Below are 21,530 nucleotides of genomic sequence, written 5' to 3' on the forward strand. Positions count from 1 at the left end.
CAGCCCAAATTCCCCGCATGCTCTAGGCTATCAGGTGGTTCTCTTGGGCTGCGGTGCTATCATATTTGTTTTATTGCCCTCTGGCATAAGTAGTACAAGCATACAGGGGGTCTATCTCAATCCTGTTTCCTTCCAAAGGGCGATCATGAAACGCAACGCACCTCAACGCTCGCAAATGGCCGAGCAGCTCCAGCAACTTTCCCAATCTCCACAAGCTGCAGGCCTGATCAAACAAACATCCCACTCAGCCTCGCCTCAAAAACCTTACAGTGCGCGCCCTTCAAACAACAGCGACCCCAGAAGCCCTGCAAAGTCCTCCTCCCAGCCCTGGAAAGAAGAACTCCCCCAAACCGCGGCACTGGCTATTGCGGCCAACATTGCTGAAAGCCGCATCAAAGGCATCTTTCAGGCACACTCCAATTACGATAGCAAAGTCATCAACCCGCTTAAACAGGCACTGCAAAGCCCTAGCCCAACCAATGCACTGCTGCCTTACGCCAACGAACTGCAAACGCTCTGGGAAAGTATTGTCCTCACCCTGCCCAATGACCGCCAGATCTACAAAACCGACGCCGTCAAACAGCTCCTCATGGCCGAACTGCTGGTGCAGCTCAACACCCTGCGCAACTACTACAGCCACATGAGCCGCATGGGCGACCCGTTTGACCTTACCGCCAAGCCGCAGTTTTGCCATTTTCTGCAAAAACTCTACGACGAAGCACGCACCAGCCTCAATGCTGTCCCCCCTGCCCCCCTGATCGAAGTCAAGCAAGCCCCTAACGTTTCAGGCTCTGCTTCCTCTGCATCAACACCACCGGCAGCAACCTACCGTCTCCAGCAGCCCTGGGGTGTGGTCTTTTTGCTCAGCCTGCTGCTGCCACGCAGCCAAACCGAGCGCCTGCTGCAACACATCGCGCAGCCGCCACACGCCCTTAAACGCCGCACACGGCGCCTATTCACCTACTTCAGCCGCCGCGACGGCTACTCCGAAACCCAGCTCGACGCCACCGGCATGCTGTGCCGCGAACTCATCGGCTACCTTACACTGCCCCCGGTCGAATCCGCCGCTGGCCAAGAAGCACTGGCCGACTGGCGCCAGCAGCTCGCGAAACTGCCTGCAGGAGAGTACCCCACCACCACGCCGCAATTTCGCAGCCAAGACAAAATCCGCGCCTACCTGCACACGGTGCTTGATGCGCTGCACCTGCTGACCGGGCTGCACTTCTGGGGCCACTACCAGCGCCAGCAAACCGACGCAGACGGCAGCACCTCGCTGTGGGTCAACGAGCCAGGCCGCAGCATCGCCCAGGCCAACCCCGACCCCGAGCAACAGCAACAGGGCATCCGCAGCAAAAACACCCGCAATGACCAGTACGGCCGTAACACCGGCCTTGAGCCCGGCCGCCGCTTCGTTTACGACATGCTCGACGGCAACCTGCGCATCTCGCTGGCCAACCCGGCAGATGCCGCCGCACCACGCGTTGAGGGCGTGCTGCGCCTGCGCGACTTCATCAACCTCGCCTACACCGTACTCACGCAGTCCTCAAGCACCGCAACAACCCAACCCAGCGTCCAATCAACCATTCTGCAAGCCATGTACGATTGGCTTACCCGCTACCAGGCCAGCCTCAAGCCACTGCAACAAGGCCAGACCCCCAGCGCAGACCACACCGAGCTGCAAAAACACTACCCGGCGCAAATTCAGCACCACATCACCGGCACAGCGCCCACCCTGCTGCAGCGCCTGCAGGCACGTGTCCAAGCCCGTCTAGACCGTGTCCGCCTGCTCATCGCACGCGACCGCGAGCAGCCCGCCACAGCAACACGCGGCTCTGCAACCGAATACAAACACAACCTGCCACGGCACGAACAGGTGCACGAAATCCTGCACGACTTCATCGCCTGCCTCAACAAAGAGGGGCGCGCACTCGTCACCCGGCACGAATTTGTCCACCTGCAAAAACTCCTGCTGCAATACAAAGGCATCACTCCAACCGACTTCCGCTACCTCAAGCAACTGGCCCAGCCCTCAGTTGGCAACAGTCCACAACGCCCGGCCCAGGCGCTCTCCAACAAAGGTGAATTCTGGCACTACATCCACGACAAATACCCCGCAGACCTCGTCACCGGCAACAAAACCCACCCCATCTGGGAAAGCTGCATCTCCACCAGCACAATAGACCGCCGCGAAAGCGTCGTCAGCCTGGGCAAACTCTGTGCCGACGTCCTGCACCGGCAACAGCGCCAGCTCATTGCGCTGCAAAGAGAACTGCAACGCCAGACACAACCCAATGAAGAAAATGAAACACGCCTCAAACAAATTGCGGCCGAGCTCCAGCTCAGCCTGCAAGAGTCTGCCCAAACCGCCAGCGGCAAACCCGCCGCCGGCTTGCAGGCCGCGCTGCACAACGCGCAGCACTACAGCGTCATCCCGGCAAGCTTCATCCAGCAAGCGCTGGGCCAACGCACCACCCAGCCGCAGCGCATAGGCAACAGCACGCAAGAAACCACCTACACCAACCTGGCCCAAACCATCCGCGAATACCCGACGTCACTCACACTCCTGCCAGACTTTTACAACCCCGAAAAACGCCACCCGAAGCTGGCTGGCAAAATGGCCGCCACCCAAAAACTGAGTGCACTGGCGCCAGACGAAAAAAAACAGTGGAAACACACCGTCAAAACCCTCAACGACTGGCACACCCACGACAAACTCTGCCTCATCATGGCCGAGCGGCTCGCGCAACAAGCCGACATCACCTTGCCGCAAGGCACGGCAGTCAACGCGCTCTCGCTTGCCACGCCCGAAGTTGAACTGCAAGGCACCGACCCCTGCGGGCAGGACAAAACCCTTTACCTGCAACTCTCTGACAGCCACCAAAGCACCCGGCGCTGGTTCACCTGGTCCCAGCAAAAACTCGGCCGCGCACTGGCGCTGCACCACACCAACAACGACCACATCCCCAGCAGCCGGATTCCTGAGCTCATCGCACGCTACCAAGGCCACTACCACCACATTGTGCAAGCCATACTGACGTTTGAACAACAGTTCTACCAGCAACGCCCACGCCAGAAAAAAGAACTCGAACAACAGCAACTCAGCAAAAACGAAAACTATGTGCCATTCCACCTGATTGCCAATCAGGCAGGGCTATCTCAGGAACACATCAAAGCCATCAACTACCTGCGCAACATCGCGCTGCACGACGCCATGCCAGGCAGCCTGAAAGGTCAGCAGTGGGAAATCGCGCTCAGCCAGATACTGCCGCAACATGCAGAAATAAAGGTCGACGACATCGGCAAAGACCAGCTCAATTATCTGGAAAGTTTCACCGTTACCCCCAAACCATGAGGCATCGCAACCATTTTGAACATGCGCACAACACAAAACCGTACAATGAAACAAATGCTTACAGCAACCCTGGTCCAGTAACCTCTGATTTGAGAGGTAACCGGAGCAGCAACCGTATATGCTCATTGAGTAAATCCGGTCCAGTAACCTCTGATTTGAGAGGTAACCGGAGCTGATTTCTTCAATAAAAAAGGCCGCTCAGGGGTCCAGTCACCTCTGACTTGAGAGGTAACCGGAGCTTTGGCAGACTGGGCACCATTGAGGGTGAGGGTCCAGTAGCCTCTGATTTGAGAGGTAACCGGAGCGTGTATGTGATCTGGTACTTTTTAGTTTGAGGTCCAGTCACCTCTGATTTGAGAGGCAACGGGATCCCATTTGCATTCCGGCTGGTTTTCGTTTATCCTTACTCCAGGTGCTCAAAACACCTTTGCAACAAGCGGATGGCCCGCGCCCGATAGCGTGGATTTTTTACGTCCATAAAGTTTTATGGCCGGGTGTGCGGCTAATACAAGACCTGTGAATAACAGGGAATACGCCCGCCGACTTGTTGCGGTTTTGAGCTCCCGGCCGCCCTCTCAAAAGGGGCAAACATCAAAATGCAACAAGGAGTCACCATGAGTACTCAGAACTCAGCGCACCGCATCACCACGCCCTCAACCACTGAATACGGGCGCCCCCTGCTCTCGCTGCCTGAAATCCGCGAACTGGTCTGCCAGGTTGACTGCGGGCTTGAAGCGCTGCTGGAACTGCTGTGGCAGTCGCAAAACAACCTGATCCACCCCGAATCGGTGCACACCCTGCTTAAACCCTTAAGCGACATACTGAGCCAGGCCAGCGGCGACCTCAATGACATGCGCTTTTAAGCATTGACAAGCAGCCAATTTACACCTGTAATACAGGGCAGGAGATCGATATGGGCGAAAGAATGGAAAACATCATTCCTTTTGACTTTGAGAGCAACGCCGTGCGCGTTGTCATACAAGATAATAATCCGTGGTTTGCAGCCACAGATATTGCAAAAGTATTGGACTATCGAGATGCCAGTAACTTAGTTCGCATTCTTGACGATGATGAAAAGGGTACTCATAAAGTGAGTACCCCCTCCTTGAATCAGCATGGTGAATATGGACCAGTTATCCAGGAATTATTAACGATCAATGAGTCTGGCTTATACAGCGCTATTTTTAACAGCCGCAAACCCGAGGCCAAACGGTTTAAAAAGTGGGTCACCAGCGAAGTGTTGCCCGCTATCCGCAAAACGGGAGCTTATATCGGCCCCAAAGCTTCAGAGAAGGTGCAACTCAGTTACCGCCTCATGGGCCTGCAGCAGCATAGCTGGAAACTCATCAAAACCCTCAAGGCTGAAACCAACAAAGAAATCAGACAGTATCTGTACAACCAGCTTAAGGGTATCTCACAAGAAATTGACATTGAACCGCCCGCCCTTGAAGAAATAGGAAGTGATGCCCCTGATGTTCCAGAGGCTGTAGTGCAGTTCTGGGCAGTGTACGATGCACTGCAAGCGTTAGGCGTAAAAGTCAACCACTCCCCAAACCCGGATTTTATTGCCATCAGTCTCAAAGGGTTTGTGCGCGAAGCCGCACACCACCAGATCAAAGCGCCAAATTATTCAGATCTCAGGAGTACTTTGCGACAAAGCAAGTCGCCCAGGTTTGTTGACCATAAACCTGTGACCAGTCGCATTGAAAACAAAAGCGTGAGTTGTTATGTTTTTGAGCGCCCTGCCCTTTAAAGGATGAGATCATGAATATCTCCTCAAAAAACCATGGGCAGACAACCATTTTGAACATGCGCACAACACAAAACCGTACAATGAAACAAATGCTTACAGCAACCCTGGTCCAGTAGCCTCTGATTTGAGAGGTAACCGGAGCATAGGCCACGCTGGCAATGATTTTTCTGCCGGTCCAGTAGCCTCTGATTTGAGAGGTAACCGGAGCGAAAATGAACGAGCATGGTAGGAAAATGAAGGTCCAGTAGCCTCTGATTTGAGAGGCAACCGGAGCAGTCTTGCCTTATCCTTGGATAGCTCTGCTGGTCCATTAGCCTCTGATTTGAGAGGTAACCGGAGCCTGAATAAAATGGGGATTTCCTTTGTTGTCGGTCCAGTCACCTCTGATTCGAGAGGCAACGGGTCCATGAACTGCTGTCAATTACGAGGCCATCGCCTCTTTGAGCGCGTCGGCCAGCTTGTCGCCGCTGCTTTGGCTGAAACTGCCCAGCTGGCCGATGTAGTCCTGCACATCAATAAACCGCACCACCTCAACGCCCAGCCACTTATTGATGGCTTTCATGCGGTTTTGTATCGGCATAATTTCAAGCGTCAAGAACACCTGCGCGGCATCCTTAATGCTGCCAAACCCGCCCGAGTTTTGCGGCACAATGCCAAGCAGTTGCGGCGGTACGCGGTGCGGGACCAGGATGTCGTCGCGGCTGATGTTTTTAATGTTGCTGAACTCATCTTTTGCCGCCACCTCACCCACCGGGATTAACTGCAAACCGTCCTTTTTACCTTTCGGGGCATACAGGAACAGGTTGCGGAAATTGCCCGGGCCCTTGCTTTCCTGTAGCTTTTGTTTCAGCGCTTCAATGTCGGCATCTTCGAGCGTTTCATCGGTCGCGTACAAAATGAAGCCAGCGTGGCTGCCGTTTTTGTAATACTTGCGCCTGAAAAGTGTGGCTTCCTCATTGAGCCACACGCTTTGCAGCGCGCTTAGGTACCCCGGCAACCCGTAAATCTCCTGGTTAATATCGGGCTCGCGCAGCATGAACACACTGCCGGGCTCGAACGCGTGCGGCTCATAGATAGACGAGCGCAGCCAGGGCGTGCCAGTGCCGTATTGCAGATAAACAAAGTTTTCCAGATCAGAGGCGCGGCGCATGAACTTCGCGAGCGGGTGATTGAGCTCAAGCAATCGGCCGGTTCTGGATTGCCGGCGCTCAAGGTAAGCATTGCCAAAGATCAGATAATCGAGCGCCATGCCGCTGAATGTTTCCTCATCCAACAGGGGGTGTGGCATGAGTGAACGCACCAGCACATCGCGTTTAAAGCGTAACGCGGTTTCATGGTGCGGATTGGCACGAAACGAGCGCGCCAGGCCTTCAAACGAAACGGGCGGCTCAAACCATTTGCCATTGTCCCCGCACGCCACATAATTCCAGATGCCGCGCATTCCTTCGAGTACCGGCTCGGGGTCCCCGAACGTGAAGAAATCGGCCTTGGCCTGGTGGCTTGCTGTGTGCTGGACCGGCGCGGGTTGCGTGTGCCGAACGTTGCGGCGGTTGCGGTTGTTTGCCATGTTCAATAAATCCCCATGAATGAGCGTTTGCGCCCGACGGTTTTTTCGTCGAGCGGTTCGTTAATCAGTGTGTGCATGACCGCCCAGGCCGCGTCCGCGTGCCCGGTTTGATTGTTGCGGCTGGCTTCAAAAGTCAGGTTTTTCTGGCTGTGTGTGAGTGTTTTGCGAATCGAGAGGAACGCGCGCACCAGATCGGTTTCGCTGGCGTCCATTTCAAAGCGGCTTTTGTGAAATATGCTTTGCGCCTTGAGCACCATGCGGCTTTTAAAATCCACGTCATAGGTGAACCCCTTGGCGCGCGGGTAAAACTTCACCACCAGCTCATGCACGGCGCTGCCATGGCCGCCCGTCACATCCAAGGCCATATACTGCACGTTGTATTTTTGGGTCATGCGCCGCAGCGTTTCGGCCTGGGTTTCGTAATTGGCCCCGCGCATCGATAGCAGCTCTAACAGCCGGAATTTACCGCCAGGTGCGGCAGGTGGAGCGACGACGGCAATAGATGAATTATCCCCGCCTAAGCTCGCATCCTGCCCCACCCATACCGGCATATTGGCAAAGGGCCGCTCGCTGTAGCGCCGGTAGTCACTCCACTCCACGTCGGCGTCAATCATCGCGCGTTTGAGCTCGGCAAAACTGAACACCGACAGGCTATCGTCAATGAACTCGCATTCGTACAGGTTGGCAAATTCATCGGGGCTGTTTTCGTCGCGCAGCTCATCAATATCGAACAGATCGCAGCCGCCGGCCTCAGCGTCAAAGATGGTTACTTTGTTGCGCCAGATTTTGTCGCCACCCAGCACGCCGGCGCGCAATGCCGCATCGCTTAAATCAATGACCGCGCGTTGTTCCGGCGTGCGCTTTTTGTTGTACGCTTCCCCGGTCCACAAGGGTAGGCCTCATGACTTTGCGCGCTCGGGGTGCTGGTGTAGGTTTTGCGGTAGACCTTCTGCGTTGACATGGCGCGCGCCACTTTGTTGATTTTTTCAAACTGGTTCACCCAAAAAAATTCATCAAAGTACAGATTGCCGTGATAGCCTTGCGCGGTGCGGTAATTGGTGCCTAAAAAAGTCAGCTCGGCACCGTTGCCAAGTACGATATTTTCGCCGGTCAGTTTCACATCGGCCGCACTTTGCGCGAGCTCGAGAATATACCCCCTGAACACCAGCGATTGCCGTTTGCTGGCAGAGAGAAACAACTGATTGCGCCCGGTATCAATCGCATCGAGCAGCGCTTCGCGTGCGAAGTACCAGGTGGCCCCAATCTGCCGGCTTTTTAAAATCATGCGGGTGCGCTGGTTGCGCATTTCATACCAGCGGCGCTGATAGTCAAAATTGGCCGCTGTGAACGCTTCCCGGATTTTGTCTATTTGCTTTTCATTGAACCAGTTTTTACGCCGGCCCGGGCGGTGTGCCACCTCATTGCGCGCGTTTAAATTGGGGTTGAGGTCCGAGGCTTTGCCGCTTTGCTGGTAGTGCCCTACCCGCGCAAAGCGCTCAACCTGCCGGCCTAATAAATCAATCTCTTTAAAATCGCCGCCGGTTTTGGGGTCTTTGGCGTAGAGAATCGCCAGGCGCAGCTCTAACGAGCCCTGTAACCTATCCAGCGGTGCGGCCTTGTCCCAAGCTTCCAACGCTTTCCATGTCTGCACGGTGCGGCAATTGCTTGGAATGAGCAGAGAAGATATCCAAGAAACCTAAAACCGCTGCCGGCGAGCGCATCGTCGAACTGTCAGAAAAGGCCATACATGCGCTGCAAGCACAGCGCCGAATTTATGGCGATACACTGCGCACCTGGATAAACCCGGCAACCTGCCAGCCCTGGACAACCGAATCGCAGCTCCGGAAAACGCTATGGGTGCCCTTAATCAAGCGCGCAGGCATTAGATACCGTAACCCCTACCAATGCCGCCACACATACGCCAGCACGCTTTTAACGGCCGGCGCTAACCCTTTCTGGCTGGTTACTCAGATGGGCCATGCAGACGTTGAAATGATTTTTAAAATATATGGCAAGTGGATACACGAGAACTTTAAGCAGGCCGGGAAATTCACACCAATTTCACACCAGCAGGAAAACACCCACAGCACATAAAATGCATGTGTTTGATTCCGTGGGAGTTTTTCCCACTTTCACATAAGAGCGGTCAAGGGTTCAATTCCCCCCGGCTCCACCATTACCTTGTTCACCGACGTTCGTTAACGTTCATAAAATCAATGGATTGCATAAAAATCTGTTCGCGGATGTTTGCCGTTGTTCGCCTGAAGCCACGTTTTTTTCCAGTAGAATTTCCAGTAACATACTATTCTGAAAAAGGAGTTACTGGAATGGTTCTGACTGATACGGCAATCAAGCATGCAAAACCTTTGAGCAAACCCTATCGTTTGCCGGACGGTAGTGGGCTCTATCTTCTTGTTCAGCCAAGCGGCAAAAGATGGTGGCGACAAGACTATCGCTTCGATGGCAAAGACAAGACACTTTCGCTGGGTGTCTATCCTGAGGTCTCGCTGAAAATGGCACGTGACCGCAGAGATGAGATTAGCAGACAGGTCGTTGAAGGCATTAATCCAAGTGAATACCGAAAACAATCCAGACAGGCATTGACGGAGATACAGGAAAACTCTTTCGAGAACGTCGCACGTGAATGGTTTTTAAAACTCAAGCCAACATGGGCACCAACACATTCTGAAAAAATCATCCGCAGACTTGAACGCGATATATTTCCTTGGCTTGGTTAGCAACCCATTCATCTCATTAAAGCCCCTGAATTGTTATCTGTTATCCAAAAAATAGAAAACCGGGGACGGCTTGAAACAGCTCATAGGGCCATGCAAAACTGCGGCCAAATATTCAGATATGCCATTGCTACCGGCCGTGCGGAGCATGATATCGCCAGTGATTTACGTGGGGCACTTCCCCCTGTTCGAGAAAAACATTTTCCGTCAATCACTGAGCCTTCAGCAGTCGCAGCTCTACTTCGCACGATTGACCGCTTTACAGGTACATTGATTGTCAAAACTGCTTTACAGCTTGCACCACTGGTCTTTGTTCGTCCTGGCGAACTATAACCGGACAAAATTTATCAAAGAGCGTCGTGTCATGATGCAACGTTGGGCGGATTATCTTGGCGAGTTGAAAACTGGCACTACGCATTAAGTAACTCGAAACATCGATATGATGGCGCTCAAGTCAGCGCTGACCATCCCATTTATCACCCTCTAATAGCTCGAGGACAAGAACGTTTTTTGCTTGTTCTTGAACTATTAGAGGAACCAGAAATGGCATGGATGCAACAGCCGCTCAAAAAATTTCTGTCCGCCACTGTTTGTGGTTGTTCACTTGCCGTTTTTGCTGCAAATCAGCGGGTTTCAGCTATGGACACGCTGCGGAAATTCATACACAATGAACCCATGTTCGTGCTCGCAGAGCACTGCTGCCCCGCAAGGGGAACCCAGAGGAGGATGGTCTTGAACCTCCCGTCTGACCTTTCAAGATCAGATGACCATGCCCGCACGCCCCGACTCCAACTACGCGTGCAACCTGTACCCATACAGGCGGAGTCTATTTCAACCCAGCCAGGGGCAACCCGGCATATTGTTCGTCACGCAATACGCGTTACTGTACAGAGAAGAGATGACAGGCGGCGAAAGCCATCTGTCATCAGCTTGCCTGCTGCAAGCTCAAACGCAATCTGAGCCATCGCGCTCAGAACACATACACACCTTGTCCTCAACAAGGCGGCATCTGCTGCCATCCTTTGCATGCTCAAAGCGGTACTTGCCATGACCTTTGGCATCCGTTCAAACAGCACCAAGGCGTCACTTTAACGTTGCAAACGAGAAAGTGACGCCGTTCATCCACTGCGTGTTTATCTTATGGATTCAGCTAATTAGGCCGCCTCTAAGAATGTGACACTATTTTTTAACCATGGGTCTGCTCTGCTCAATCACAAACCACATTGAGTAAACAGCATTTTTTTCAAGGAGTTATTTGACCGATACCGATGGCTGGTCACCACCAGCGGGGAGTTACCTGCTTTCCCTTTTAAAAAGGAAAGCAGGCGGCAGCACAGAGTGCTTCACCGTTCCCCCATACCTCAACCGCATCCGCTCCGGTGCACAGGTATCGGTCAGGAGAACACATATATACGTGTTCTCAGCATCAGCATGCGCCGGAGTTATGTGGGTTCATAGGTATATAGGAAAGGAGAACAGAAATGAGCAATCTGAAGCAACAGGTACAGCAATATGCCAGACAGGCCGCTGGCGGCAAGAAAACCGTACATGACCGGCAAGTCATCATAGACCGGCTGGTGCAGACCCTGCAGAAAAGCAATATCCAGATACGCGACATCGCGCATCTGAAAACCAGACACATCATTGACTACATCAGACAGCGACAGGCCAAAGACCTGAACAAACGCACGCTGCAAAATGAAATGTCCGCCATCCGGCAAACGCTCAGAATGGCAGGCAAACATAAACTCGCCCAGAGCAAGGAAATCAGCAACAAGGCACTAGCCATCGGCTATGCCAGACCCGCCAGAGAAAGCGGCATTGACAGGTATCCTGAACTCAAAGGCATACCTCATCTCACAGACAACCATATCGCTTTATGGCAGAGCATACACAACTGTGTTCAGGAGAATAAAAACTGCACCAAGGCACAGATCCGTGAAGACTTACAGGCCATAGGGCTGGATGTTGATAAGAAATTCGGCCGCTGGCTGGATAAAATCGAAAATGCCGGGCTTATTGCGATTGACGGAGAGATGATTACGCCTCTGGTTGAAAGCTGCTAGAACACAAAAACAGACTTCCCTCACTTCGGTTATCTATAGATGCGGAAAGTGGGGGAATTTCAAAAAACAGACTCTTTTAGAATTATTTATTAGATAACTATTATGAAACAGTATATTTGATATAATATTTATTCAATTTCATTATTAACCGATGTTTTAGTTAAAATATTGAATATTAGTATTTCAGGGTCAATTTCACAGTGCTTGAAAAAATGCTGCAGGCCTCCAATTTTGGCTGATGTATTGCAGTTAGCGTAAATAAAATAATTGCCTAACTCTGCATAAGATTTCGAAAGTTTTTTTTCTGATATGTATTCATTTTGAGACGCTAATTGTTGCATTTTCACTGGGTATAAAGAAATTAATGCAGATACTACATCTTGCATCATATCCTTCCAACTATTCACGGGTTTTTCTCCATCCAGAAATTCATATGAATAAAGAACATTCCCTTTAAAATCAAAATCATCAGCTAGAGTATAAGTACTTATTTCTTGTTGTGGGGAAACATAGTTGCTTTCAGGGTAAGGCCACAATTTAATTGCTTCTTTCTCAAGTAAAGATTTACGTTCTTCAAGTTCTTGCTCAGCCCATTTAGTGCACCTACTAATATATTTATTTAGACGCAGATTACTCTCTCCGAATCCATTTTCTATGGTTAGTTTTTCATGGAACGAATTGTTACTGTATTTACTATTGTAGGCAGTCAGTGTCAAATTAGGCAATGTATGCAACAATCTATTATGGATTTCTTCGTAGTTTTCCCCTAATTCTTTTTTCCAAGTTTTGTTCAGCGTTTGAGGCATTACATGCTCAATACTGTATTCTCCCTTTTGTAAGCGTTCAATTACATTAATTTGTTCTTTGCTCTCACCATTTTCCAAGCGACTAAATAAATACTGCTTATACGCAGGGCTCATAGAATAAATATTTTTTGTCATTAGGAGGTCAATAAATTCATCATTATTAGGAAAACGAGTTCCTTGTTCTTTACTTAGTAAAATAAATTTGCAGATTTCTGAATAATCTTCGTTACCTGTTTGACGTTTAGATATATCCTTATCTAAAGTAGCAAACACTTTATTTAGTGCGTTAGAGGCAAGTCCAACAATAAGACGACGAAAAATATAGGTTTCTACTGCTAAAAAAACCGTTTTAACTTGTTGTATAGACAATTCATTTTTTGATTGCCGCTCTAAAACTGCAAGTAGAAATGGGTAAGTAACCGTAAAGTTCAATTGGTTTAACCGAAGAATATTCTCCTCAAATAGCCCTGTGCGTCCCTTGGGGTTAAGCAGCATTTCATAAAACGTTGCATAATGTAATAAATCTATAAGAAGCTCTTTTTTATCGAGGTCATGCGCAAATTCTTTGAAAGAGAAATAGATGTCCCTGATAACAATTGTTCGTCCCAGCTTTAATGTCAGATAATCTTTAATGAAATCACTGACATGATAGCTGTTCTCAAATTCTGTTTTTTTCTCAATTTTATACCAGTAATTCTCGTAATATTCTTCTTGAATTTGGAGAGGGAGATTCATCAAAATGTAATTTCTAATCTTATCGCCTTCTTCCAACGCCAAACCAGTTGAGTTTAAACTTTCAAAAATGAGTTGTGGGTCATCATTTTTTTCCAAAAAAATATCAATGATTTCCAGGCGCGAAATAGCGTCATACATTTTCTCTAAATTTATTGATTCTTCTAACAGTGTATTTTCAAAGAATAGGTAATTAGCTGTTACATTTGACGTTTTTATAAAATCAGATTCGTCCTGAAATAAAGCGTCAAATGCTTGTCGATCTTCATTCACAGGTTTTAAACGAACTTTTCGAGTGTCGGTATTGAACTCATCAACCAAATGTCGTTTAGTAATTTTTTCACATAATTTTTCGTCGTCAACTTGTAATTGGTTATTTTTTAGTAGATTGACTATCGCAATGAGTAGGAGAGAAATAGTTGTCAACCTTTGTTGACCATCTATAATCAAATAATCCTCACGATTGCCATTCTCCATGTTACTTGACACGATGCTGCCAAAAAAATGGGGTTTCTTTGGTTCTACAATTAATTTTTTCAGATCTTCATATAGTTGCTGGCATTGTTTTATTTGCCAACTGTAGTTCCTTTGATAAATAGGAATAATAAAGCGTTTATCTGAACCATCTAAGAATTTTAAAAACGATTTCGCTTCGCCTTTCATGAAATATTTTCCTATTTAATAGATTTGGCATAATTGAAGTTAATAAACTTTATCGAAATTGCTTTAACCTCACAGATTAAACAATGGCATCTTCAATTGTTTGCCAGTCTTTATTTTCAACCCAGACAAATCGGCATGTCCCATGGCTTCGTCTGGCCCATAATTCACCAATACGTCTCTTCTCTTGACTATCCCTGTTGTCCGCAATGTGTGCGCCTTTGTATTCAATCACTAGCGTGCAACCGTCTTGCATCCTAACGATAAAGTCTGGATAGAACTTGTCTGATGCCGTTTGCAGCCAGAAAGAGGTCTTTTTTCTTTCTACATTACGCACCCACCATTGAACACCCTCCAGTTCATTGGCAATAAATGCTGCACATTCCAGCTCTTCGCCTTGGTTTTTAAGATTCCCAATGACAGGAAAAAAATGTCTCTTGAGCTTCATAGGGCCTGTATAAGGCGTATCGTAAGCGTAATATCCCTGTTTGAAGACAATATGGTGTTCATCGCTTGCGTTGAAAGCAGCGTCATCGTCAAGCAGTTCATTAAAAATACGTTGCTTAGCTTGAACCAACCCCGTCTGCATTTTGCGCTCAACGGCTGATCTTAGACTGAACTTTTGATAAGCAAGTTCATCAACTTCAAACCTTCTGCTTTCTAGAAGGTAGGTCACGACTGCATTGATCCACGCTACTTTCTGTCCCTGAGAAGCATAAGGGAACAATATTTTTTGGTCCAGCCAACCCACAATGTCGGTAGCGCTCCAACCGCCTTCCTTGCCAAATAAGGATAGGTTCGTATCCAAGGAGTCATAAGGATCGAATTCAATTGTTTCCACCTTGGAAAGACGTAACAAAGCCCTTCGGAATGAATCGGGATCACGGTGAAATTCGGCCTCGGTAAGTTGTAGGCTGAATTCGTCCATTTCCCAATCGCCTTCAAGTAGCGAATTTTCTTCAAACAGTTCAACTTGGCTACCTTGTTGAACCGTCAGCAAGGGGATGTAAGCCACTTCGCCGCGCTCAGCAGGTGTTTTTTCAGGTAGCTCTGGTGAAGTTTGTTTGATTAAGGCTGTATCTAACTGTTCTTTTATTGCCTTAATCACTTCGGGCTTTTTAAAGGTTTCAGCCAATTGTTTAACTTGCGATGCAGTGACAGTACCATTCACTGTCAATGTTCCTGTCTCTTGAGAAATATCTACTTTCTCACGCAGTGTCTTGGGCAAGGCGTTGAGGGCGTCAAGGTCGGGAGTAATAACTTGGTTGTCAATTTCCGGCAGGTTGACCGTGATATCTTGAGCCTGATTGAATAAATCAGGTGTGGGGCTGTCATCTTGAACTGGAGCAATCAGGTCTTTGCTCTCTAACCGTTCAAATCCGCTTTGTACCAAACCGTCACGCAGATTATTGGCAGTTTCCAGCATATTTTCTGAGACTACGAATGCATAGCTCTTATTGAGCGCTTCATTGTGCTTTCGTGTAACATGGGGCATGCGCAGGATTCTGCCCAGAAGCTGTTCAACAGCGGTGGCTGAAGTGGTATTGCGAAATGAGAACAGTACATAGGCATTGGGGCAGTCCCAGCCTTCACGCAACTTATCAACAGTGATGATGTACTGGGGATAATCTTTGTCTCCCAGTTTCTTGCCGGTCAACTCATCAGTTACACCGGTGGCAATAGCGATTTTTGATTCAGGAATGTGAAAATCCTCAATCAATGCTTTTTTCACAATTTCCGGTATAAAGGTTTCTTTACCTTGCATTTTGCGTTCAGCCTGGATGAGCATCACGATGGGAGCAACGATTTCCCCGGTTTGCTTTTGCTCCCCGATCGCGTCCTTTTCAAGTTGCTGCAACTTAGCATGAGCGCCAGCAAAGCATCGTTGCCACTGCGGATGTATCGCGAGGTCCAACGGTAGCTTAATCATTTCTTCAGCCTGTAACGTCGCTGCCGATACGCTGCGCAATATATTAGAAGGCTGGCTGGAGCGGTCTGGCGTAGCTGTGAGTTCTAAGATACAGGATGGGTTTAGGCGTACCAAAGTATCTACAGCAAGCGGAGTACCCTGATTGTGGGCCTCATCGACAATGATGAAAGGTTGCTGCAAACGAATGACATCGACCAGTGAATGCTCGCCACAACGTTCAGGTGCGATACCATCAAAATGTGGCATCAATGCGCCATTTTGCCGGTAAACGCGTAATCCGTCGGCACTGTCGCGTTTAAAGCTTTGCATAGTAGCGACAATAATGGTGTTGGCGGTGCTGAGAGTTGCTGGAGAAAGGTAGAGGGCTTCATTAATATCGAGGACATGGACCGAGCCGAATAGGTCTCGCATATCTTGATAAAGCAATTCTCCCGGAGTTCTCAGCGCCTGAAGTGTCTGTTCTCGAATGGTTTCAGACGGCACCAGCCATAACACCAGAGAGCACTCACGCGCTAGAAAAGCTTCATTGACTCGTTTGATGGATTGCCCTGCAAGCCGAGTTTTACCGCCGCCTGTAGGGACTCGCAGACAGACATAAGGCACCATTTCGGCGCCCGGCAATGGCTGATAAGGTAGACCACGACCAAAAAAGGCTTCGGTACTTTCAGTGAAGGCGGCGGCGGGACTTCTGAGCTCCCGAACACGCCTCAGGTAAGCCTCATAGCCTTCCAGTAACTGGACCTGATAGTTTTTAAGGTCTGTATTGTTTAAAGCCATGTTTTTACCGCCAGGTCGTAAGGTAACTGGTGAAAGGTGATGCCAAGCTGGGCCAGTTTAGTTTTGCTAAAGCGCGTGAAAGCTCCATAAACAACCCATGATCCTTCGTGCCCAAGCAATTCAGCTTTCAGGATTTCCAGCGTCATGTAATTGAGTACATTACCGCCTTTGTCAGTTTTGTCCTTGAGTATGCCGTTATACAAAAGGAAAATGGCACGGTCTTGATGAATACCCAGCAATGGTGAGGATTTTTTCTGCTTCTGCGGATCAACGGCGTGCTGACCTGATCCAGTCTCCATGAACCAGACGAACTCAGCTAACTGCGCAAAAGTCACATCGGGACGAATAGCGCCATCAGCTTGGAACAAGGGCTCTGAAGATAGCCGACAGTACTGGAATCCACTTCCTAAGCCCGCAATGTCCTGCCCTTTGGCATTGGTGTATCCCTGTACCACATGCTTGATACGTTCTGCTGTGACGTTTTGCGCGATGTTTTGATCCATTTCAACCAGAATAAACCGGCGGTTGCCGCCATCTTCAGCATTTTGTTTTAAAACAGCATGTGCAGTGGTGCCAGAACCGGCAAAGCTGTCTAAGACTAAGGAGTCCTTGTCTGTCGCAATTTGCAGGATGCGTTGGATCAAGCGGGTTGGTTTGGGAGTAATAAACACCTCATCTGATGTTTCAAAATCAACCAACTCTAAGAGTTCTTTTTTGGCTTCTTGAGTATGTCCTACTTCTGAATATTGCCATAGACTCATTGGAACAACGCCTTGAGTCACCTCTGATAGAAAAATTTTAGGTGCTGGTACATTATTTCCATCTTTTCCCCACCAAATACGATTATCTTGGTCAAGCTCCTTAAACTTTTCTTCAGATATACGCCAATAAGATCCTTTGGGTGGGCCAGTAATAATACGTCCAGAAGGACACTTAATAGGGTAAATTCCTTTACTATAATAATTCCGTGCAGCTAAGTTATTGGGTCTCCACCTTCCTCTAGAGTCGTTATCCGGATTCTTATATATTTTGTCCTGCTTATCAGATCTTGGCATCAAATTCCTTATCCAAGAGCTACTGTTTTTAGCATAAGTGATAATATATTCGTGCGATTCAGAAAAAAATTTTGCTGATGCCTTAGGCGCGTAATTTTTCTCCCATATAATCGTCTCAATAAAATTTCTTTTCCCCCAAATTTCATCCATCAACAATCTAAGACAGGCTAATTCATTATCATCAATAGAAACAAAAATGGCGCCATCTTCACGTAAAAACTGTTTGAGTAAAAGCAGTCGTGGATACATCATGCATAGCCAGCGGTCATGCCTGTCCAGCGTTTCACCTTCCTTTCCAACTACTTCACCGAGCCACTTTTGTATTTCCGGACTGTTGACATTGTCGTTATAGGCCCAACCCTCATTGCCGGTATTGTATGGCGGGTCAATGTAGATACATTTGACCTTGCCCGCATAGCGGGGTAGCAACGATTTGAGCGCTTGCAGATTGTCACCCTGAACAATCAGATTGCCATTGTCTGCTTCACAGGAGAATATTTGCTCAGGTTCTAGAAGCCGGAACGGTACTTCTTTATGGTGGATTATGACTGCTTTTTTGCCAATCCAGTTGAGTGTAGGCATGTATAACTTCCTAAATAAAAACTAGATAACTGAATTAATTTTGGCAATTCTCAGTATCTCTCTGAGTTTGTTATGCACCACATCTGTTGAAGTATAGATACCGGTCTGTGCGGCGTTATCACGAGATGTTAGCGCTCTTTGTAGAAACTCGACCTTAATTTGTTGGTTTTGTACTTGGCTACGAATCGCTTTTTTAACAAAACTTGCTTGCGTTCCATTGTTTGTCAATACCTTTTCAGCAACTTCACACAATCCAGGTTTGACACAGATAGCTGGGGGAAGGGTTATTTTACTCATTTTCAGTATATTAATTTAATTGTATTAGTTGCTTTAAAATAACCCTGTCAGAATTGGCTATTTCTTTTTATTGATCATCTTTTCAACGTCGCTGGGTGTGATTTCCAGTATTTTGGCAATACTTTCAATATCAACACCTTTTTCAATTAAAGCGAGGGCTAGCGTTGTTGCTTGATTTTTAGCATTTTTTTCAGCTTCCTTGGCCTCCTTCACTTTACTCTGAACAGCCTTAACAGCCTCCTTCGCAATCGCCTTCTCTTCCTTACGGATCTGCTCAATGATCTGGTATGTCGGCACATACTTCAGACTTTGTTCCAGCGTGTCCATCAGCCCCATGCATTTAAAACTGACATAGGAGGTGGTGCTGATAATCAGGTGGTCTTCCATTCGGATATTGAGGATTCTGCCGACCTGGATCAGCCTGTCAGTGATGTCCTTGTCGGCTTCTGATGGACTGAGCGTGCCTGCGGGGTGGTTATGCACGGCAATCACGTGCGTCGCGTTTTTCATCACGGCGACACGGTAGACATTCATTGGTTCGATAGGTGCCCGATCAACTGTGCCCAGAGTGACCAGTTCGATGTAGAGAATATAGCAGGCGACATCAAGACCGATGATCCAGAAGTGTTCCTTTTCCTTGTCGATCTTGTTCTCACGCAGCAGGATACGCTGCATGATGCCGAATACGTCATCCGGGCAGTGAACGTATTTCTTGTCTTTGCTGGTGAGTTTGATATCCATGGGTTCTATTTTAAATAAGATTAAACAAAAAAACAGGATCGGTATTGTGAATAATACGGTATAAATTATGTTGAAACAAAATGCGGATTTTTACTGGTAATACGCCGGGCTGATTTTCTCTGTCGTGCCCACTGAATCTGATGCGAAATTTCTCAAAAAAACAGCCTGTTATCCAGACATATCACAAGAGTATTGTACAATATGAATGTACTTACTTATTGTACTTTTACAAGGCAAAAAATCATGCAGCAGATCAGCTATAGTGAAGCACGTCAGCATCTGGCCAAAGTGCTGGATGACACCCAGAATGGCCCTGTTACTGTGACCAGGAACGGCAAACCGGCTGCGGTTATCCTCAGCCATGACGACTTTACAGCCTACCGGCACTATCAGGAAAACCAGTTAAAACAGGAATTTGACCGCCTGATGCAGCGTCATCAGCCACAGATAGATGCGCTGGCCGACAGATGAGCATTCAGTTTGTCGAAGCGCATGAAGTTATCCGGTTCCATGACTGGATACTCGAAAACGCCAAAGGTTTGACTGGTATCGCCGACACCGGACGGATCGAAGCCATGATCATGCGCGTGCAGAACCTCTACCACTATGAAAACATCACCGATGTTTTTGAACTCGCTGCCGCCTATTTTCTGGCGATTGCCAGAGGCCATTGCTTTGCCGATGCCAACAAGCGCACTGCATTGATAACCACCGCTATTTTTCTGGATCGCAATGGTTTTCAGTTGCCGGAATCGATGACGCTGGTCGATCAGACCGTCAGCGTGGCCGCCGGCAAGTATTCCAGAGAAGATCTGGCTTCGTATCTGAAACAGATTGTGACTTTGAAGTAAGCGGTGGAGACAGAATCGTGATTACGCGCTGGGTAAAAGAAGATGTCTGACGTCACACCTGAGCGGCGTGAGTAAATAGATAATGAGAAAAAGACAGTATTGCTAAAGCAAAGTCTGTTGAATTAAGAAAAGAATGCACTCAAAATTCCAGTAACTTTTCCAGTAACAAAATTTTATTAATTAAATTTAATTTATTAAAAATAATAAGTTATCAAATATGTTTGATTGTCCCCGGCCCATTCATAACCAGTCCTGACAACTCCCGACAGTATATAAATCAACCACTTAGATTTTAGGGGTTGTCTGGACTTGTCTACCGATTAGCAGTGCCCGCTAAAACAGTAAAAAAATAAGTTCCCCTTTTCCCACCCTCCTATTCCTGGCATTCACTTCACCCCATGCCCTTACCTGTAAAACTCCATCACTTTTTCCCAACACAAAAACCAGCGAAAAGCTTGAACACAACACGCCGCACCCCACTTCGGCAGTGTCGCCAATTTCAATACATTTAGACCGGGGGCGGCGAGGTAGCAACGGCGCGCCGAGAGATAAAACGGCAACCTAATTAAAAGGTCACGTTAGAATTAACCGAACATTTAAAAATAGGCTTTTATTCCATGAAAAAACTCTTACTTCTTTTATCCTATTTGATTATGGTCTTTGCAGCCCATGCACAGCAACATGCTGCCCAGGGAAATACGGCACACACTATTGACCCTCAGGCCACAGCTGCCTCACCATGGGAAGTGGGCGAAACGATCATAGAAGAGCCGTGTGTCGTCAACGAGAAAAAAACCTGCTACTTAAAATTTCTTGGAATAACCACACAAGGCGAGATCTTGCTTCAGGAGTTTTATGCATCAGGGCAAAAGGCAACTGAACCTTATACTGCTGTATTATTACCAGAGACCGTGGAACGACGCCGTGACGGTTTATATATCGCGTTGCATGAAAACGGTCAGAAGGCATCGGAAGGCCATTATCAGAATGGCAAACAGCAAGGGCTTTGGACTAGATGGGATAAAAACGGAAACATTATTGAACAAGTGAACTTCAACTAACACTTGGTCATTTCCCGTCTTTATACAACCTCATTGATCAGCCGTAATAGAGCCCGGCACCTCATTTTGAGGTGTCTTTTTCATTCGTCAAAGAGAATATATTTAGACTTGCTGCGGGCGGGGTAGCAACGGCGCGCCAAGGGGTGAAACTGCATGGCAGCCCGAATTCCCCGCATGCTCTAGGCTATCGGGGGGTTCTCTTGGGCTGCGGTGCTATCATATTTGTTTCATTGCCCTCTGGCATAAGTAGTACAAGCATACAGGGGGTCTATCTCAATCCTGTTTCCTTCCAAAGGGTGATCATGAAACACAACGCACCTCAACGCTCGCAAATGGCCGAGCAGCTCCAGCAACTTTCCTAATCTCCACAAGCTGCAGGCCTGATCAAAAAAACATCCCACTCAGCCTCGCCTCAAAAACCTTACAGCGCGCGCCCTCCATACAACAGCGGCCCCAGAAACCCTGCAAAGTCCTCCTCCCAGCCCTGGAAAGAAGAACTCCCCCAAACTAAGTTTGATTTCGCAGGTTTTTTCTTTTTAGGCGGTAAAAAATGGAACCACTTCAA

General features: G+C 48.2%; 15 protein-coding genes, 2 pseudogenes and 1 CRISPR repeat array. Of the genes and pseudogenes, 9 read left to right on the forward strand and 8 right to left on the reverse strand.

The window, feature by feature from the left end; translation table 11 throughout:
• Positions 1 to 145 precede the first annotated feature (145 nt).
• The 3 genes from CUZ56_RS02765 to CUZ56_RS02775 all read left to right on the forward strand — a co-directional run bounded on the left by CUZ56_RS02765 (position 146) and on the right by CUZ56_RS02775 (position 5,105).
• The gene (locus CUZ56_RS02765; protein WP_126977981.1) at positions 146 to 3,352 is read left to right on the forward strand and encodes a hypothetical protein; all 3,207 of its coding nucleotides are present in this window, start codon (positions 146 to 148) and stop codon (positions 3,350 to 3,352) included.
• A 71-nt stretch (positions 3,353 to 3,423) separates the two neighbouring features.
• Positions 3,424 to 3,723: a CRISPR direct-repeat array (repeat unit 36 nt; unit sequence GGTCCAGTAACCTCTGATTTGAGAGGTAACCGGAGC).
• A gap of 243 nt (positions 3,724 to 3,966) precedes the next feature.
• The gene (locus tag CUZ56_RS02770; protein ID WP_126977983.1) at positions 3,967 to 4,215 is read left to right on the forward strand and encodes a hypothetical protein; all 249 of its coding nucleotides are present in this window, start codon (positions 3,967 to 3,969) and stop codon (positions 4,213 to 4,215) included.
• A 50-nt stretch (positions 4,216 to 4,265) separates the two neighbouring features.
• Positions 4,266 to 5,105, forward strand: a complete 840-nt coding sequence (locus CUZ56_RS02775) for a BRO-N domain-containing protein (RefSeq protein ID WP_204250798.1) — start codon at positions 4,266 to 4,268, stop codon at positions 5,103 to 5,105.
• A 421-nt stretch (positions 5,106 to 5,526) separates the two neighbouring features.
• On the opposite strand, the gene CUZ56_RS02780 is transcribed toward CUZ56_RS02775, so the two are convergent.
• From CUZ56_RS02780 to CUZ56_RS15665, 3 genes and pseudogenes are all read right to left on the reverse strand, one after another.
• A complete protein-coding gene (locus tag CUZ56_RS02780; RefSeq protein ID WP_126977985.1) occupies positions 5,527 to 6,672 on the reverse strand; it encodes a phage portal protein in 1,146 nt (381 codons plus the stop codon).
• A gap of 2 nt (positions 6,673 to 6,674) precedes the next feature.
• Entirely contained in the window at positions 6,675 to 7,286 is a 612-nt protein-coding gene (locus CUZ56_RS16255; protein ID WP_338056642.1) for a phage terminase large subunit family protein, read from the reverse strand.
• Positions 7,287 to 7,352: 66 nt separating this feature from the next.
• Positions 7,353 to 8,323 (reverse strand): annotated as a pseudogene (locus CUZ56_RS15665) (terminase large subunit domain-containing protein); the annotation flags it as partial.
• A gap of 68 nt (positions 8,324 to 8,391) precedes the next feature.
• Here CUZ56_RS15665 and CUZ56_RS02790 point away from each other — a divergent pair.
• The 3 genes and pseudogenes from CUZ56_RS02790 (at position 8,392) to CUZ56_RS02800 (ending at position 11,473) form a co-directional block, all read left to right on the forward strand.
• Positions 8,392 to 8,766 (forward strand): tyrosine-type recombinase/integrase, encoded by a 375-nt coding sequence (locus tag CUZ56_RS02790; protein ID WP_338056643.1) that lies wholly within the window; start codon positions 8,392 to 8,394, stop codon positions 8,764 to 8,766.
• A 233-nt stretch (positions 8,767 to 8,999) separates the two neighbouring features.
• A pseudogene (locus tag CUZ56_RS16450) lies at positions 9,000 to 9,740 on the forward strand (tyrosine-type recombinase/integrase).
• A 1,148-nt stretch (positions 9,741 to 10,888) separates the two neighbouring features.
• Positions 10,889 to 11,473: a phage integrase N-terminal domain-containing protein gene (locus tag CUZ56_RS02800; protein WP_126977987.1), complete on the forward strand. Its 585-nt coding sequence runs from the start codon at positions 10,889 to 10,891 to the stop codon at positions 11,471 to 11,473.
• A gap of 128 nt (positions 11,474 to 11,601) precedes the next feature.
• Here the strand turns inward: CUZ56_RS02800 and CUZ56_RS02805 are convergent, their stop codons facing one another.
• The 5 genes from CUZ56_RS02805 to CUZ56_RS02825 form a co-directional block, all read right to left on the reverse strand.
• Positions 11,602 to 13,674, reverse strand: a complete 2,073-nt coding sequence (locus CUZ56_RS02805; protein WP_126977989.1) for a DUF262 domain-containing protein — start codon at positions 13,672 to 13,674, stop codon at positions 11,602 to 11,604.
• A 76-nt stretch (positions 13,675 to 13,750) separates the two neighbouring features.
• On the reverse strand, positions 13,751 to 16,378 hold the full coding sequence (locus tag CUZ56_RS02810; protein WP_126977991.1) for a DEAD/DEAH box helicase: 2,628 nt from the start codon (positions 16,376 to 16,378) through the stop codon (positions 13,751 to 13,753).
• Entirely contained in the window at positions 16,369 to 18,015 is a 1,647-nt protein-coding gene (locus tag CUZ56_RS02815; protein ID WP_126977993.1) for a site-specific DNA-methyltransferase, read from the reverse strand. The genes CUZ56_RS02810 and CUZ56_RS02815 overlap by 10 nt, the downstream gene beginning before the upstream one ends.
• Before the next feature lie 21 nt (positions 18,016 to 18,036).
• Complete coding sequence (locus CUZ56_RS02820; RefSeq protein WP_126977995.1) at positions 18,037 to 18,312, reverse strand: prevent-host-death protein; 276 nt, start codon at positions 18,310 to 18,312, stop codon at positions 18,037 to 18,039.
• 57 nt (positions 18,313 to 18,369) lie between these two features.
• Complete coding sequence (locus tag CUZ56_RS02825; RefSeq protein WP_126977997.1) at positions 18,370 to 19,053, reverse strand: JAB domain-containing protein; 684 nt, start codon at positions 19,051 to 19,053, stop codon at positions 18,370 to 18,372.
• Between the two features lie 243 nt (positions 19,054 to 19,296).
• Here CUZ56_RS02825 and CUZ56_RS02830 point away from each other — a divergent pair, with 243 nt between their 5' ends.
• The 3 genes from CUZ56_RS02830 (at position 19,297) to CUZ56_RS02840 (ending at position 20,965) form a co-directional block, all read left to right on the forward strand.
• Positions 19,297 to 19,524 carry a type II toxin-antitoxin system Phd/YefM family antitoxin gene (locus CUZ56_RS02830; protein ID WP_162615233.1) on the forward strand — a complete coding sequence of 76 codons (228 nt, stop codon included), beginning with the start codon at positions 19,297 to 19,299 and terminating at the stop codon, positions 19,522 to 19,524.
• The gene (locus tag CUZ56_RS02835; protein WP_204250801.1) at positions 19,521 to 19,904 is read left to right on the forward strand and encodes a type II toxin-antitoxin system death-on-curing family toxin; all 384 of its coding nucleotides are present in this window, start codon (positions 19,521 to 19,523) and stop codon (positions 19,902 to 19,904) included. The genes CUZ56_RS02830 and CUZ56_RS02835 overlap by 4 nt, the downstream gene beginning before the upstream one ends.
• Before the next feature lie 617 nt (positions 19,905 to 20,521).
• Positions 20,522 to 20,965, forward strand: coding sequence for a toxin-antitoxin system YwqK family antitoxin (locus CUZ56_RS02840; protein ID WP_126978001.1), 444 nt, complete (start codon positions 20,522 to 20,524; stop codon positions 20,963 to 20,965).
• Positions 20,966 to 21,530 lie beyond the last annotated feature (565 nt).

It is taken from the genome of Saezia sanguinis, from assembly GCF_003991585.1.
In the GTDB taxonomy this organism is placed as follows: domain Bacteria; phylum Pseudomonadota; class Gammaproteobacteria; order Burkholderiales; family Burkholderiaceae_C; genus Saezia; species Saezia sanguinis.

What these genes read in the sequence shown, in the direction of transcription:
- CUZ56_RS02765 (WP_126977981.1), top strand. Translation starts at nt 146, where the DNA reads ATGAAACGCAACGCACCTCAACGCTCGCAAATGGCCGAGCAGCTCCAG.
- CUZ56_RS02770 (WP_126977983.1), top strand. Translation starts at nt 3,967, where the DNA reads ATGAGTACTCAGAACTCAGCGCACCGCATCACCACGCCCTCAACCACT.
- CUZ56_RS02775 (WP_204250798.1), top strand. Translation starts at nt 4,266, where the DNA reads ATGGGCGAAAGAATGGAAAACATCATTCCTTTTGACTTTGAGAGCAAC.
- CUZ56_RS02780 (WP_126977985.1), bottom strand. Translation starts at nt 6,672, where the DNA reads ATGGCAAACAACCGCAACCGCCGCAACGTTCGGCACACGCAACCCGCG.
- CUZ56_RS16255 (WP_338056642.1), bottom strand. Translation starts at nt 7,286, where the DNA reads ATGATTGACGCCGACGTGGAGTGGAGTGACTACCGGCGCTACAGCGAG.
- CUZ56_RS02800 (WP_126977987.1), top strand. Translation starts at nt 10,889, where the DNA reads ATGAGCAATCTGAAGCAACAGGTACAGCAATATGCCAGACAGGCCGCT.
- CUZ56_RS02805 (WP_126977989.1), bottom strand. Translation starts at nt 13,674, where the DNA reads ATGAAAGGCGAAGCGAAATCGTTTTTAAAATTCTTAGATGGTTCAGAT.
- CUZ56_RS02810 (WP_126977991.1), bottom strand. Translation starts at nt 16,378, where the DNA reads ATGGCTTTAAACAATACAGACCTTAAAAACTATCAGGTCCAGTTACTG.
- CUZ56_RS02815 (WP_126977993.1), bottom strand. Translation starts at nt 18,015, where the DNA reads ATGCCTACACTCAACTGGATTGGCAAAAAAGCAGTCATAATCCACCAT.
- CUZ56_RS02820 (WP_126977995.1), bottom strand. Translation starts at nt 18,312, where the DNA reads ATGAGTAAAATAACCCTTCCCCCAGCTATCTGTGTCAAACCTGGATTG.
- CUZ56_RS02825 (WP_126977997.1), bottom strand. Translation starts at nt 19,053, where the DNA reads ATGGATATCAAACTCACCAGCAAAGACAAGAAATACGTTCACTGCCCG.
- CUZ56_RS02830 (WP_162615233.1), top strand. Translation starts at nt 19,297, where the DNA reads ATGCAGCAGATCAGCTATAGTGAAGCACGTCAGCATCTGGCCAAAGTG.
- CUZ56_RS02835 (WP_204250801.1), top strand. Translation starts at nt 19,521, where the DNA reads ATGAGCATTCAGTTTGTCGAAGCGCATGAAGTTATCCGGTTCCATGAC.
- CUZ56_RS02840 (WP_126978001.1), top strand. Translation starts at nt 20,522, where the DNA reads ATGAAAAAACTCTTACTTCTTTTATCCTATTTGATTATGGTCTTTGCA.